The 12,252-nt window shown below is 41.4% G+C and carries 17 protein-coding genes; 16 read left to right on the forward strand and 1 reads right to left on the reverse strand.

Going from position 1 to position 12,252, the window contains the following annotated elements; translation table 11 throughout:
- Positions 1–9: 9 nt before the first annotated feature.
- From ATCC51562_RS06875 to ATCC51562_RS06905, 7 genes are all read left to right on the forward strand, one after another.
- A complete protein-coding gene (locus tag ATCC51562_RS06875; RefSeq protein WP_021091478.1) occupies positions 10–672 on the forward strand; it encodes an AzlC family ABC transporter permease in 663 nt (220 codons plus the stop codon).
- A complete protein-coding gene (locus ATCC51562_RS06880; protein ID WP_021091538.1) occupies positions 669–1,004 on the forward strand; it encodes a branched-chain amino acid transporter permease in 336 nt (111 codons plus the stop codon). The genes ATCC51562_RS06875 and ATCC51562_RS06880 overlap by 4 nt, the downstream gene beginning before the upstream one ends.
- A gap of 85 nt (positions 1,005–1,089) precedes the next feature.
- On the forward strand, positions 1,090–2,136 hold the full coding sequence (locus ATCC51562_RS06885) for a type II asparaginase (RefSeq protein WP_035167528.1): 1,047 nt from the start codon (positions 1,090–1,092) through the stop codon (positions 2,134–2,136).
- A 108-nt stretch (positions 2,137–2,244) separates the two neighbouring features.
- On the forward strand, positions 2,245–2,844 hold the full coding sequence (locus tag ATCC51562_RS06890) for a LysE family translocator (protein WP_021091491.1): 600 nt from the start codon (positions 2,245–2,247) through the stop codon (positions 2,842–2,844).
- Between the two features lie 74 nt (positions 2,845–2,918).
- Positions 2,919–3,278 (forward strand): DsrE/DsrF/TusD sulfur relay family protein, encoded by a 360-nt coding sequence (locus tag ATCC51562_RS06895; protein ID WP_021091421.1) that lies wholly within the window; start codon positions 2,919–2,921, stop codon positions 3,276–3,278.
- Between the two features lie 19 nt (positions 3,279–3,297).
- Positions 3,298–4,194, forward strand: a complete 897-nt coding sequence (locus ATCC51562_RS06900; protein ID WP_021091444.1) for a DUF4299 family protein — start codon at positions 3,298–3,300, stop codon at positions 4,192–4,194.
- Between the two features lie 181 nt (positions 4,195–4,375).
- Complete coding sequence (locus tag ATCC51562_RS06905) at positions 4,376–5,227, forward strand: hypothetical protein (RefSeq protein WP_021091512.1); 852 nt, start codon at positions 4,376–4,378, stop codon at positions 5,225–5,227.
- A 20-nt stretch (positions 5,228–5,247) separates the two neighbouring features.
- On the opposite strand, the gene ATCC51562_RS06910 is transcribed toward ATCC51562_RS06905, so the two are convergent.
- Positions 5,248–6,207 (reverse strand): SLAC1 anion channel family protein, encoded by a 960-nt coding sequence (locus ATCC51562_RS06910; protein ID WP_021091493.1) that lies wholly within the window; start codon positions 6,205–6,207, stop codon positions 5,248–5,250.
- Between the two features lie 83 nt (positions 6,208–6,290).
- Here ATCC51562_RS06910 and ATCC51562_RS06915 point away from each other — a divergent pair, with 83 nt between their 5' ends.
- The 9 genes from ATCC51562_RS06915 (at position 6,291) to ATCC51562_RS06945 (ending at position 12,192) form a co-directional block, all read left to right on the forward strand.
- Entirely contained in the window at positions 6,291–6,935 is a 645-nt protein-coding gene (locus ATCC51562_RS06915) for a Crp/Fnr family transcriptional regulator (protein WP_021091453.1), read from the forward strand.
- 84 nt (positions 6,936–7,019) lie between these two features.
- The gene (locus ATCC51562_RS06920; RefSeq protein WP_021091472.1) at positions 7,020–8,357 is read left to right on the forward strand and encodes an NAD(P)/FAD-dependent oxidoreductase; all 1,338 of its coding nucleotides are present in this window, start codon (positions 7,020–7,022) and stop codon (positions 8,355–8,357) included.
- A 10-nt stretch (positions 8,358–8,367) separates the two neighbouring features.
- Entirely contained in the window at positions 8,368–8,529 is a 162-nt protein-coding gene (locus ATCC51562_RS09560) for a DUF2892 domain-containing protein (protein WP_021091464.1), read from the forward strand.
- A 4-nt stretch (positions 8,530–8,533) separates the two neighbouring features.
- Complete coding sequence (locus ATCC51562_RS09565) at positions 8,534–8,716, forward strand: DUF2892 domain-containing protein (RefSeq protein ID WP_072594653.1); 183 nt, start codon at positions 8,534–8,536, stop codon at positions 8,714–8,716.
- A 123-nt stretch (positions 8,717–8,839) separates the two neighbouring features.
- The gene (locus ATCC51562_RS06925; protein WP_035167543.1) at positions 8,840–9,319 is read left to right on the forward strand and encodes a 3-isopropylmalate dehydratase small subunit; all 480 of its coding nucleotides are present in this window, start codon (positions 8,840–8,842) and stop codon (positions 9,317–9,319) included.
- Between the two features lie 3 nt (positions 9,320–9,322).
- Entirely contained in the window at positions 9,323–10,390 is a 1,068-nt protein-coding gene (leuB, locus tag ATCC51562_RS06930; RefSeq protein ID WP_021091526.1) for a 3-isopropylmalate dehydrogenase, read from the forward strand.
- Positions 10,387–10,632, forward strand: coding sequence for a hypothetical protein (locus ATCC51562_RS06935; protein ID WP_021091490.1), 246 nt, complete (start codon positions 10,387–10,389; stop codon positions 10,630–10,632). Before leuB ends, ATCC51562_RS06935 begins: the two co-directional genes overlap by 4 nt.
- Entirely contained in the window at positions 10,629–11,045 is a 417-nt protein-coding gene (locus tag ATCC51562_RS06940; RefSeq protein ID WP_021091497.1) for a CiaD-like domain-containing protein, read from the forward strand. The genes ATCC51562_RS06935 and ATCC51562_RS06940 overlap by 4 nt, the downstream gene beginning before the upstream one ends.
- Complete coding sequence (locus ATCC51562_RS06945; protein ID WP_021091528.1) at positions 11,005–12,192, forward strand: CCA tRNA nucleotidyltransferase; 1,188 nt, start codon at positions 11,005–11,007, stop codon at positions 12,190–12,192. The genes ATCC51562_RS06940 and ATCC51562_RS06945 overlap by 41 nt, the downstream gene beginning before the upstream one ends.
- The last annotated feature ends 60 nt before the right edge of the window (positions 12,193–12,252 follow it).

Below are 12,252 nucleotides of genomic sequence, written 5' to 3' on the forward strand. Positions count from 1 at the left end.
GGTAAAAATTTGACATTTAACTACGTTTTTAAACTATCCATCCCTATCTTTATGGGCTATTTTCCGCTTGGTGTCGCCTTTGGGATACTGGCAAAAAGCATGGGAGTTAGCGCATTTATCGCTGTGGCACTTAGCACTCTTGCCTACGGCGGCGCGGCACAGTTTATGATGCTCTCGCTTTTTAGCGCTGGCACGAGCTATGTTGAGGTCTTTATCGTGAGCTATCTAGTAAATTTACGTCATACTTTTTATGGAATTTCACTTTTAAAAGAGTATAGTGGGATCAAATTTAGGCTTTTAAACATCGCTTTGCTAACAGATGAGACCTTTGCGATATTTAAAAATTTAGGGCTAAAAGATGCAAGTGATCGAAGTTTTGTCTTTACCTGGCTAAATTTACTTTCTTGGTCTTACTGGGCGGCCGGGACGCTACTTGGTGCGATACTTGGTGACTTCATCAAGGCTGATACAAGGGGACTTGAGTTTAGCTTAACAGCGCTTTTTACAGTAGTCGTCATTGAGATGTTTAAAAATGATAAAAACTACCGCGTGCTCTTTGCGGCAGTCTTTTTTGGAGTGCTTGGAGTGAGCCTCTTTCCAGCTAAATTTGTGCTTGTTGGCTCGATGGCGCTTTGTTTTGTATTTTTGCTTTTGTTTAAGGATAAAATTTGATAAGTGTAAGCTCAAGTGAGATGGTGCTTTTTGTGGTGGTGCTTTTAAGCGCCTTGGCTACTTTTATAACGAGGGCGACACCGTTTTATGCGCTAAGAAACTATAAGCCAAACTCTTATTTAGACGCCATTGAGAAGCATATGGGAATGATGATAATGGTCGTTTTGGTCTGCTACGGGCTAAAAGACACGAAATTTAGCGAGTTTCCATATGGCTTAAGCGAGATAGTGGCAGTTTTTACGGCTGTTTTGGTGCATTTGAAATTTAAAAATGCCCTTCTTAGCATAGTCGTTTCGACTGGAATTTATATGCTTTTGATAAGAATTTTTTAAATAAATATAAATTTTGAAAATTAATAAATTTTTTAAATATATGACGTTATAATGCTCTAGCAAATTTTAATGCAAAGGAGCTAAAATGCGTTTAATCTTTAAGGCGGTGTTACTCATGATTTTAGGTGCTACTTTAGCGGTTGCTAAGCCAACCATCTACATCCTAGCTACTGGTGGAACGATAGCAGGAAGCGGCTCAGGTTCGCTTGATTCAAGCTATACTTCTGGAACTGTTACGGTCGATAAACTTATCGCAGCCGTGCCAGATATCAACAAGATCGCTACCATAAAAGGCGAGCAAATTTCAAATATCGGCTCACAAGATATGAACAACGAAGTTTGGCTTAAGCTTGCTAATAGGATCAATGAACTTCTAAACAGCGGCAAAGCTGATGGTATCGTCGTTACTCACGGAACGGATACTATGGAGGAGACGGCGTACTTTCTAAATTTGGTCGTTAAAAGCGACAAGCCAGTTGTGCTCGTAGGTGCGATGAGAAATAGCGGCTCACTAAGTGCAGATGGCCCGCTCAATTTATTTAACGCTGTAAATGTAGCTATCAGCAAAGATAGCGTAGGCAAGGGCGTTGTGGTTACTATGAATGATGAAATTCACGCTGCTAGAGAGGTGACAAAGACCAACACTACAGGCGTTGATACATTTAAATCACCAAACAGCGGTAAGATCGGCACAGTCTTTTATGGCAACGTAAAATACTATATGAATCCGATCAGAAAACACACAGCAAAATCAGCATTTGACCTAGAGGGCGTAAAAGAGCTTCCAAGAGTTGATATCATCTACTCTCATGCAAACGACAACCCTGACTTTGTAAACATAGCTGTTAAAAACGGCGCAAAAGGTATCATCAGCGCTGGTCTTGGCAACGGCAACCCTTACTTTAGCGTACTTGACGCACTTGGTGAGGCTTCAAAAGCTGGCGTAGTAGTAGTTCGCGACTCACGTGTAGGAAGTGGTGAGACGACCATGAACGGCGAAGTAGACGACGCAAAATACGGCTTTTTAACAAGCGATAATCTAAACGCGCAAAAAGCTAGAGTGCTTTTGATGCTTGCGCTTACAAAAACAAGCGATAAAGCCAAAATTCAAGAGTATTTCTTAACTCACTAAAAAAGAGGCGGCTTAGTCCGCCTTTTAAATTTAAGCTATAAATTTGATCGCTGGATCTGATTTATAGCTTAAATTTTTATATTTGTTAGCTAAATTTCAAGGCTTTTTATGGACTTCTTACTCTTTTTCGCCACGCTTGCTCCTATCTCGCTAATGCCAGGCATCAACATGACCTATGCGATGAGTATCGGTATGAGCTTTGGTTATAAGCACTCGCTTATTATGATGACCGGACAGCTTCTTTCGCTTGCTTTCGTGGCATTTTGCTGTATGCTTGGCGTGGGCGCGGTGCTTCATCATTTTGAGTATGCATTTAAGGCGCTAAACATCATCGCAGGGCTTTATATGCTCTATCTTGGCGCGATGCTTCTTTTTGGCAAGGGTGAGCTTAGTATTACGAACGTCTTAAATTTACCAAGTAAAAAGCAGATGTTTATAAACGGCCTCATCATTTGCGTCACAAATCCAAAGGCATGGATATTTTTCTCGGCTTTACTGCCTACATTTTTGGATAAAGACGATCCATTTAGCCTAACTCGTATGTGCGTAATCACGACAACGCTCGTTTTTATCGAGTTTTGCTCGCTAAATATCTACGCGCTTGGCGGAGCTATGTTAAAGAAATTTTTACAAACGCACCTAAGGCTACTTGAAATTTGCACCGCCATTATCGTCTGCACGATCGGAGTACTTTTACTTTTTAGATAAATTTAGCCTCTTTTTATATAGCTTGGCTAAAATTTGCTCGGTTTGCGCTACATTTTTGGCAAAAGGAGAAAAAGATGAAAAAATTTCTATTTATACTTACAAATCAACCATACAACGGTACCGATAATGCTTACAACGCATTAAGGCTAGCTAAAACGCTAAAAGAAAAAGGCGAAGAGGTTAGAATTTTTCTAATGAACGACGCGGTCGATCTTGCGCGAAATAGCACCAAAAAGCCGGAAGACTACGACGTAGATCTAGTAGCGATGTTAAAGGAGCTTTACGCTAGCGGCGCTATGTTAAAGGTTTGCGGTAGCTGCCAAACGAGGTGCGGTTTGCATGCGGGAGAGCCTTATTTCGAGGCTGAAGTGAAAGGCAGCATGGATATCTTGTCCGAGTGGGTTAGGCAGTGCGATCAAGTGATGACGTTTTAGAGTAGGCGAAAGAGAATTTATGAGCGTAACATTTAAGATAAAAAACAAAAAGAAGCTTTTCGGCGGATATGAAAAGGCGCTAAGCGAGCGCGAAATTTCAGAGTTTATAGAGGGATTTTGCTTTTTTAATAGCCAAAATGACGAGCCGAGCGAGCTTTCGCTAAACGAAAACGTGATGATTGCAGGCGTATGGCAAAAGAGCGCTCGCGGCTTTGAGCTAAGCTACGAAGACGGCAAATATATCGTTCGGGTCTGTACTCCAAGCGGCGTTGGCGACTGGCAGACGGCGATTTTGTTTCTTTCTAAAATTTCAGCCAAAACCGGCTCGAAAATAGAACGCGACAATGAAGAAATTTACGATAGCGAGCAAATTTTAAAATTTGATTATGAAGCCGACATAATGTGGGGACTTGAAGCTCTAAAGGACGCAAAAGAGAAAAATCAAATGCTTTATATCTCTGGCCTGGAGCGTGACGTGGCGTTTGATGCGGTTATGATAGATGAAATTTTTGCAAGCGCTAGCCCTGCGGCTAAATTTGATGAGATGATGAGGCGGGTGCAGTATCTTGACGCTTATAGCGCAAGAGAGAATTTATACGAAGATAAAGACGGCAGCGAAATTTTTGGCGCATATACGCTTAGCGAAAATTTACCGACTATCTTGCCTTACGCCCCCTCTCCTTCGTGGCAGGCGCAAGAAGTTCTAGGAGAGCGCAAGGTCTCGCGCTGGATACTTATGCTAGTAGTCGGCGTAGACGATAGGGACGCGCACGTGTTCGGCGAATGCGAATACAATGCCTTTATGGCAAATTTACCAAAAGAAAAATATCGCTTCATAGACGCCGCAAATATACTGGTTGAGCCGCTTAGCGAAGAAGAGATGAGAGAAATTTTAAAAAAGGCAAACGAAGCTTAAGTTAATAAACTGCCGAAATGAAAATTCGCCTCAGACTTGCTTAAAAATTTAAGTCAGTTTCAGGCGCGGATTTAAACTCGTAAAAGCTAGGATTTTACCGGTATTGCCGCCTTTTAGGCTAAATTAGGCGAAATTTAGCCTAAACTAATCTAGGATTTGCGTGATTTGAAAAAGGATAAAAATGAAAATTTTAAAGGCTATTTTAGCGGCGGCATCGGCGGTTTGCTATCTAAACTCGGCCGTTTTACCGCAAAGCGATTGGAGCAAAAGGGAGCTAAAAGGCGAGGTTAAGAGCATGACGGCTACGGAGTATGAATACTCAATGGATGGCTCCGGGACGCTAGAAAATACGCGCGTAAAGCGAACGGAGTTTAACGAAAACGGCTATATAGTGCAAGAAACCGAGCATATAAACGGCGCGCCAAACGGCTCGGTTTTGTTTGAGTACGGCAAAGACGGGCTAATACGCAAAAAATACCAAGATAGCGCCGTTTATCTCTACGAATACGAATTAGACGGCGAAAATTTAGTCGCAACGGCCAAAGAGCAGCATGTTGAGGATAAATTTTACCCGCGCACGGAGAAAATTACCTACGGCAAGGACGGCAAAATGATCGCTCGGGCGGCGTATTCCGGCGGGACGCTAGTGACGGACGATAGCTACGTCTACGACGAAAAGGGCGTTTTAACGCGGATAGAAAATAATATGGAGCCGCGCCACGCCATAGTGATAAGCTTCGAGCGCAAGCCAAACGGCGAATACGAAAAAATCACGCAAGCTCCTGGCTCAAAATGGGTTTATTACTACGCCGCAAACGGCGACGAGATGGAGTATACGTCGGTAAATTACTTCGGCTCCGAGGCAAAAATCTGGCAAATCTTGCAGTTTAAAGACATAACGAGGGACGAGCGGGGAAATTTGACGCGTAAAACCTCGGTCAAATTTAAGCCAGCGGACAAATACTACGAAAACGGCGATATAACGGAAATCGGCCTATATAAAAAGCTGGAAATCAGCTATGAATACTACTAAAGTAAATTTTTGAGCTAAGGTTATTTTTCCGAAAAAATTTCGCCGTTTATTATAGATTTAACTGTTAAAAACCCGACTATCAAAATCGAAGCGACTAGAGCCGCAAAAGCGCCGACTCCTAAAACTAAGTAAAAATCGCTTTGCGTAATTTCGTAAGCTTTTAAAAACGCTATGGAGCTAGCGGCCGTCGGGAAGGTAAAAGCCCACCACGATAGGGCGAATTTGAGTTTAATAAATCTTTTATACGAAAAAAGTATAAGCGCCGCAAAAAACACGTTTATATTAAGCAGTATCGCCGCAAAAGCGTCGAATCGCTCGGTTAGCTTTACGTATCCCAAAAATGCCATAGCCGGCGGCGCTAGCGTAATGACTAGCGTCGGGACGAATTTGTCGGCTAACTTATCGCAAAAAACTAATCTGTAAAATATAACGGCGAATAAAATAATCCAGAAAAATAGCCCCAAACTAAAATAATACCAGATCGCTTGAGATTTTTCGGCTATGATCGGAATTAGCAAGTTGCCCACTACCGGGATAAACCATGCCGGATTTAGCGTCGCGATATCGAATTTTTCGTCGATCCAAAAAGAAATTACGTAAAGCGTAAAAATCGTCTGCAAGCCTAAAGCCGCGTAAAAAAGCGAGTAGTATAGTCGCGGCGCGTCTTTGTAGGCAAGAGCTAAAAGAAAAAGCGAGATGATAAATCCGCCGAAAAAATTTATCTTTATAGGGTGCGAAAATTCGGCCTTTGCTTCTTCTTTAAATTTTAAAAGCTTAAAGAGGTAAAACGCCGAAAGTAGGCAAAATACCGTGCAGTCTAGCGCTCTAAGCGCCGAGAATATCTCGCTGGGTAAATCAAATATTTCGCTTAGTTTCTTATAGGCCGCGCAAAGCCCGCCAAGCCCCATAGTACCGGCAAAAAGCATAATCGGTAGCGATTTTATTTTGCTTTGCGAGTCGTTTTTCTTAACGTCGTGCATTGTTTTTCTTTTCGTATTAAATTTTTATGCAATATTACCTATAATAAGGTTAAATTTTTGTAACGAAGTCACGAAAGGGCAAAATGCTAAACGAAGAGTTAAAAGAAATTTTGCGCGAGAGATTTACGAATAATTTTGATCTAGCAAGCGAGGATCTAAATGCGATCTTTGCTAACGCGTATCTAAAAACCGTAAAAAAAGGCGATATATTTTACTCCGGGAACGATTGCTTCGGATTTATACTTATACTAAAAGGCGTTTTAAGGGCGTTCGTGTCGTCTAGCGCCAAGGAAATAACGATATTTAGGCTAACCAAAGACGAGAGCTGCGTGCTGTGCGATACGTGTTCTATAAATTCTCTAGAAAATAAAGTAAGCGTCGAAATCGAGCAAGATAGCGAGATTATCGTTATTCCGGTGCGAATTTACAAACCTCTTAAAGAAAAATATCCGAGCATTTTAAATTTTACTCTAAAAATCGTAGCCGATCGGTTTGCCAGAACGATAAACGTTATGGAACAGGCTTTGTTTTCGCCGCTTTCGGCGCGGATTATGAATTTTTTATCCCAAAGCATCGAAAATCTAAACGAAAATTTTATAAAAATAACGCACGAAGAGCTGGCGAATCATCTAGGAAGCGCTAGAGAAGCGGTATCTAGGGTGTTAAAAGAGCTTGAGAGAAGCGGGCAAATAACGCAAAGCCGCGGCGAAATAAGGCTGGTTTCTTAAAATTCTCGTTTTAAGGTAACTTTGTTACGGAGAGAACGGCCTTTTTTAGGTAGCATTTCATAAACTCGTTTAAAAGGAGAATTTATGAAAGGCCTGCAAAGAAGAGACGCTTTAAAGCTAATGGGGGCCGCGGGACTAGCCGCGAGTATGAGCGGTTGCTCGGTAACGGGTGGCGAAAACGACGATATAAATTCTAAAATCGTCATAATGGGCGCGGGACTTAGCGGTATCGCGTTGGCGGCTAAACTTAGAAGAGATACGCCTAACGCCAAGGTAATTCTCGTGGATAAAGACGAGAAATTTTACTATCAGCCGGGCTTTACGCTAATCGCCGTCGGAATTTACGAAGCTAGCGACGTCGTTTACGAAAAAGCGGATTATATCCCGCAAGGAGCCGAGTGGATACGCAAAAACGTATCGGAGATAAAGCCCGAAGCCAATCTGCTCGTCTTAGACGACGGGAGCGAGCTAGGGTATGATTATCTAATCGTAGCAAGCGGCGTGGAATACGATTTTGAAGCCGTTAAGGGGCTGAGCTTAGAGGATATTAACGATACGAGCGGCAACATATCCTCCGTCTACACTCTACAAGGCGCCGTAAAGAGCAACGAGCTGATGAAAAAATTCTCTCAAAACGGCGGTGCAGCGGTATTTTGCGATCAAAAAACCCCGATGAAATGCAGCGGCGCTAATAAAAAAGTAACATGCATGAGCGAAGATAGGCTGAGGTTGGCCGGCAACCGCGATAAAGGCAGCGTTAATCTTTACGTCGGCGGCGGCAAGCTTTTCGGCGATCCGACTTATGCCGCGGCGATGACTCAAATAATGATAAAAAGAAAGATAAAATTTAATCTTCGCCACCAAATCGTAGCCGTCGATAAAAGCTCAAGTACCGCCACTTTCGAGTTTTGGACGGCGTATAGACAAAACGGTGAAGATAAAATCGCGTCCGAGCTAATCGACGTAAAATACGACTGGCTTCACCTGCCACCTAAGCAAAAAGGAAGCGAAATTTTAGCTCGCGCCGGCCTAACCAAAGAGGGCGACAAGCTAAATTTTCTAGCCGTCGATAAATACAGCCTGCAAAGTACAAAATTTAAAAATATATTCGGTATCGGCGATATTTGCGGATTTGCGGCCGGCAAAACGGGGGCTAGCGTTAGGAAAATGTATCCGATCTTAGCTAAAAATTTAGCCGACACGATAAAAGGACGAGAACCTAGCGAGAAATTTACCGGATATACGGCTTGCCCATTTATCACCAAATACGGCAAGGCCATAATGGTAGAGTTCGACTGGGAGGGAACGGCTCCGACGCTAGAGTGTTTCGGCGCTACTAGAGAGAGCTACATGAGTTGGCTGGTTAAAATTTACGGATTTAAACCTATGGTTATGAACGGAATGCTAAAAGCTTTAGCTTAAAGGAGATAAAATGAGCGTTTTAGATAAAACTATACGTTTGATTATAGCGGCGATTTGGTTTTTTATTTTCGGATTTATTTGCGACTGCTGGTTGTGGACGGTCGGGCTAATTCCGCTTTTAACGGGATATTACGGCTACTGCCCGCTCTATAAAATTTTTAAAAAGAGGTAAAAATATGGTAAGCGTAAAAAGTAGAATTATTAGGGTCGTACTGGGGCTGATTTTTACGGTAGCGGTTTGGTATTTTTACGAGAGCTACTGGGCGTTAATCGGGTTAATCCCGATTATTGTCGGCGTTACGGGTTTTTGCCCGGCGTGTAAATTCCTGGGTAGGTGTTCTTTAAATTTAAAAAAATAAAAGGGGCGTTAAACGCCCTTTGCCTTGCTCTTTAGCCGTTTGGGCCGCAAATTTTATTCGCCGTTTGATGAATTATTTAGCTACTTTTGGCTAAAATCTCGAAAATTTAAAAAAGGCGAAACGATGAATAAAGTTTGGAAATTCGGCGATAATATCGATACCGATATAATTATCGCCGCCAGATACTTAAATACTTCCGACGAAAATATCTTAGCAAAACATATAATGGAGGACGCCGATCCTAATTTTAGCGCCAAGATAGATAAGGGCGACATTATCGTAGCGGGCGAAAATTTCGGCTGCGGCAGCTCTCGCGAGCACGCTCCTATCGCGCTTAAAGCCGCCGGCATTGGTGCGGTGATAGCTAAAAGCTATGCGAGAATTTTTTATAGAAATAGCTTTAATACGGGACTTTTGATACTTGAGATCAAAGAAACGGACGAGATAAACGAGGGTGATGAGCTAAAAATAGACGTAGATAACGGCGCGATCATAAATTTAACCAGCGGCAAAGAGTATAAATTTAGCCCTATACCGCCGTTTATGCAAGAGCTTCTAAACGCCGGCGGACTTATAGAATACGCAAAAGTAAAGTTGGATTAAATAATGAGAGAATATAAAATTTGTGTTATAAAAGGCGATGGCATTGGCCCTGAGATCATAGATGAGGCGATAAAAATTTTAGATGTTGTTAGCGCTGAGTTTGGGATAAAATTTGAGTACGACTACAAGCTTATGGGCGGTGCAGCTTATGATGTATTTGGCGTGCCTTTGCCAGATGAGACGCTTAACTCTGCTCTAAACTCTGATGCTGTGCTTTTTGGAGCGATCGGCGGCGAGAAGTGGGATAGCTTGCCAAGACATCTAAGGCCAGAGAGTGGGCTTTTAAAGATTAGAAAAGAGCTTGAAGCTTATGCAAATTTACGTCCAGCCATTGTTTTTGATGAGCTAGTGGATGCTAGTACACTAAAGCCAGAGGTTTTAAGAGGCGTTGATTTTGTCGTGGTTCGTGAGCTAACGGGTGGACTTTATTTTGGACAGCCACGTGAAAAAGGCGAAGATAGAGCGTTTAATACGATGGTTTATTCTAAAATGGAGATCGAGCGCATCGCAAAGATCGCTTTTGAAACAGCAATGCTTCGCAAGAAAAAGGTCTGCATGGTCGATAAGGCAAATGTGCTTGAGACAAGTCAGCTTTGGCGTGAGGTGACTAGCGAAGTGGTTAAAAATTACCCTGAAGTAGAGCTTAGCTTTATGTACGTCGATAACGCAGCGATGCAGCTAGTAAGAGCGCCAGCAAATTTTGACGTCATCCTTACTGAAAATTTATTCGGCGACATCTTAAGTGACGAAGCGAGTATGGTCTGTGGCTCGATAGGACTTTTGCCAAGCGCTAGTATGGGTGGCAAAGTGGGAATTTATGAGCCAATTCACGGCTCAGCTCCAGACATCGCAGGGCAGGGCATAGCAAATCCAATTGCAACAATTTTAAGTGCAGCGATGATGCTAAGATACGCATTTAGTGAAAATGAAGCCGCAGATGCGATAGAAAATGCTGTGAAAGAGGCACTTGCAAAAGGTTACAGAACAAAAGACATCGCTGCTTTTAATGCAGTTGAAATTTGCTCAACTAGCGAGATAGGCGATGTTATCGCAGGATTTATCAAAAAATGAAAAACACAATCACTGAAGCACTGATCTACGAAGCTCAGGGGCTAAAAGATGATGCACTTGAAATTTATAAAAATATCTTAAAGCAAGATCCGTCAAACAAAGATGCCCTTAGCGCGATAAACCGTCTGAGTGGACTTCGCAAAGAGCGAGCGATAAAAAACGAGCAGATGAAAGAGTTTTTTATAGCGATGAAAAGTGACGAAGAGATAAATGAATTTAAAAGGTGGTTGATAAGATTATGAAGCTTGATGATATCGCTAGAATGGCAATCAGTGAGGTTAGCGCTGAGCTTGAAAAAATAGAAGCACTGCAAAGTAAAAAGCAAGAAGAGCTTGAGCGTGAGAATCTAAAAAAAGAGCTTTTGGCCATAGAGTCTAATGAAAATACACTAAATAACGAGCTAAAAGTTGAGACAAATTTACAAAATGAGCAAGTGTTTGAGGTAAAAGAGGAGCCAGCAAGTCTAACAAAAAGTAGAGAGGTGAGCGAAGAGAAAATTTTCTTAGCAAACCTTGCTGAGCGCATAGAAGTGCTTTTTGAAGGGCTTAAACAAACTAGTGAACAAAATCTTGCTTCAAGGCTTGAGCTAACGACAAAATTTTTAGAATTTACCCTTGCAAATATCGAAAATAGACTCCAAAATCTCTCAAAATAAGCCATTAGACGGCTCAAAAAATGAGATAAAAATCAAAAATGAAATTTATAAAAATAGCGAGCTAGACTTTTTTAGATCGCTATTTGCCCCATTTACTTCACGTGTTTATCTAGTTGGTGGCTGCGTGAGAGATGCGTTCTTAGGGCGAGAAATTTATGATTATGACATCGAAGTTTATGACATAAAGCCCGCTAAATTTAATGAGCTAATGGCTAGCATAGGCGCTAGCGGTGTTGGTAAAAGCTACTTTATTTACAAATACAAAAACTACGATATTGGGCTTCCAAGAAGCGAGAGCAAAACTGGAAATTCACACAAAGACTTTGCAGTAAGCTATATTAATGATCCCAAAATGGCGAGCCTTAGGCGAGATTTTACGATAAATGCCATGATGATGAATATCTTTAATGGAGAAATTTTAGACTTTTACGGTGGAAAGCAAGATTTAGCAAACAAGACATTAAGGCACATTGATAGTGAAAAATTTAAAGAGGATCCGCTAAGGGTACTTCGTGGCGTGCAGTTTAGCTCTAGGCTTGACTTTAGCATAGCTGATGAGACGCTAGCTCTTATGAAAAGCCTTAGTTTGGAGCATCTAAGCAGAGATAGGATAAATACTGAGCTTATTAAATTTTTTCGTGCAAAGTATCTAGAAAAAGGAGCTTACTATCTTTTTGAACTTGGACTTTTTAAAGAAATTTTTGGTGTGCAAATTTATAAAGATGATGAGTTTTTGGCTGAGCTAAAAAGTGCTAGAAATTTTGTGGATGATGAGAGATTATTTTTGTATCTTTTGTTTGGTAAATTTGAGCTTGACGCAAAAGAAATTTTAGAGAAAATGCGTCTACCAAAGAGCTACTTTTCTATCTTGAAGCAGCCTTATTTTAAGGATATACCAAGCGATAAAGAGCTAATGCAAATTGCCCTAAATATGCCCATAAAATCATGGCTTGGAGCTTATAATAAAGAGCGGATAGAGCGTGCCAAGAAGCTTGGAATTTATGAGGCAAAATTTGATGCGAAAGTTGATGTGGCAGAAATTTTATCAGCTGGTTTTAAAAACGAAGATATCGCAAAAGAGATAAAACGTAGGCAAGAGCTTGAAATTTCAAAATATCTAAGCGAGCGTAAGCCTAGAAAAGATTAGTCTTTAAAACTCTTAAAAGCCCATTTTGGCTAAAATAGGCTAGTTTATAACACTTTTTAA

Source organism: Campylobacter concisus ATCC 51562, assembly GCF_000466745.1.
Lineage (GTDB): Bacteria > Campylobacterota > Campylobacteria > Campylobacterales > Campylobacteraceae > Campylobacter_A > Campylobacter_A concisus_B.

Excerpts from the sequence above, each read along its gene's own strand:
- leuB (WP_021091526.1), top strand. The coding sequence starts at position 9,323 with ATGAGAGAATATAAAATTTGTGTTATAAAAGGCGATGGCATTGGCCCT.
- ATCC51562_RS06925 (WP_035167543.1), top strand. The coding sequence starts at position 8,840 with ATGAATAAAGTTTGGAAATTCGGCGATAATATCGATACCGATATAATT.
- ATCC51562_RS06900 (WP_021091444.1), top strand. The coding sequence starts at position 3,298 with ATGAGCGTAACATTTAAGATAAAAAACAAAAAGAAGCTTTTCGGCGGA.
- ATCC51562_RS06935 (WP_021091490.1), top strand. The coding sequence starts at position 10,387 with ATGAAAAACACAATCACTGAAGCACTGATCTACGAAGCTCAGGGGCTA.
- ATCC51562_RS09565 (WP_072594653.1), top strand. The coding sequence starts at position 8,534 with ATGGTAAGCGTAAAAAGTAGAATTATTAGGGTCGTACTGGGGCTGATT.
- ATCC51562_RS06940 (WP_021091497.1), top strand. The coding sequence starts at position 10,629 with ATGAAGCTTGATGATATCGCTAGAATGGCAATCAGTGAGGTTAGCGCT.
- ATCC51562_RS06895 (WP_021091421.1), top strand. The coding sequence starts at position 2,919 with ATGAAAAAATTTCTATTTATACTTACAAATCAACCATACAACGGTACC.
- ATCC51562_RS09560 (WP_021091464.1), top strand. The coding sequence starts at position 8,368 with ATGAGCGTTTTAGATAAAACTATACGTTTGATTATAGCGGCGATTTGG.
- ATCC51562_RS06915 (WP_021091453.1), top strand. The coding sequence starts at position 6,291 with ATGCTAAACGAAGAGTTAAAAGAAATTTTGCGCGAGAGATTTACGAAT.
- ATCC51562_RS06890 (WP_021091491.1), top strand. The coding sequence starts at position 2,245 with ATGGACTTCTTACTCTTTTTCGCCACGCTTGCTCCTATCTCGCTAATG.
- ATCC51562_RS06885 (WP_035167528.1), top strand. The coding sequence starts at position 1,090 with ATGCGTTTAATCTTTAAGGCGGTGTTACTCATGATTTTAGGTGCTACT.
- ATCC51562_RS06905 (WP_021091512.1), top strand. The coding sequence starts at position 4,376 with ATGAAAATTTTAAAGGCTATTTTAGCGGCGGCATCGGCGGTTTGCTAT.
- ATCC51562_RS06910 (WP_021091493.1), bottom strand. The coding sequence starts at position 6,207 with ATGCACGACGTTAAGAAAAACGACTCGCAAAGCAAAATAAAATCGCTA.
- ATCC51562_RS06920 (WP_021091472.1), top strand. The coding sequence starts at position 7,020 with ATGAAAGGCCTGCAAAGAAGAGACGCTTTAAAGCTAATGGGGGCCGCG.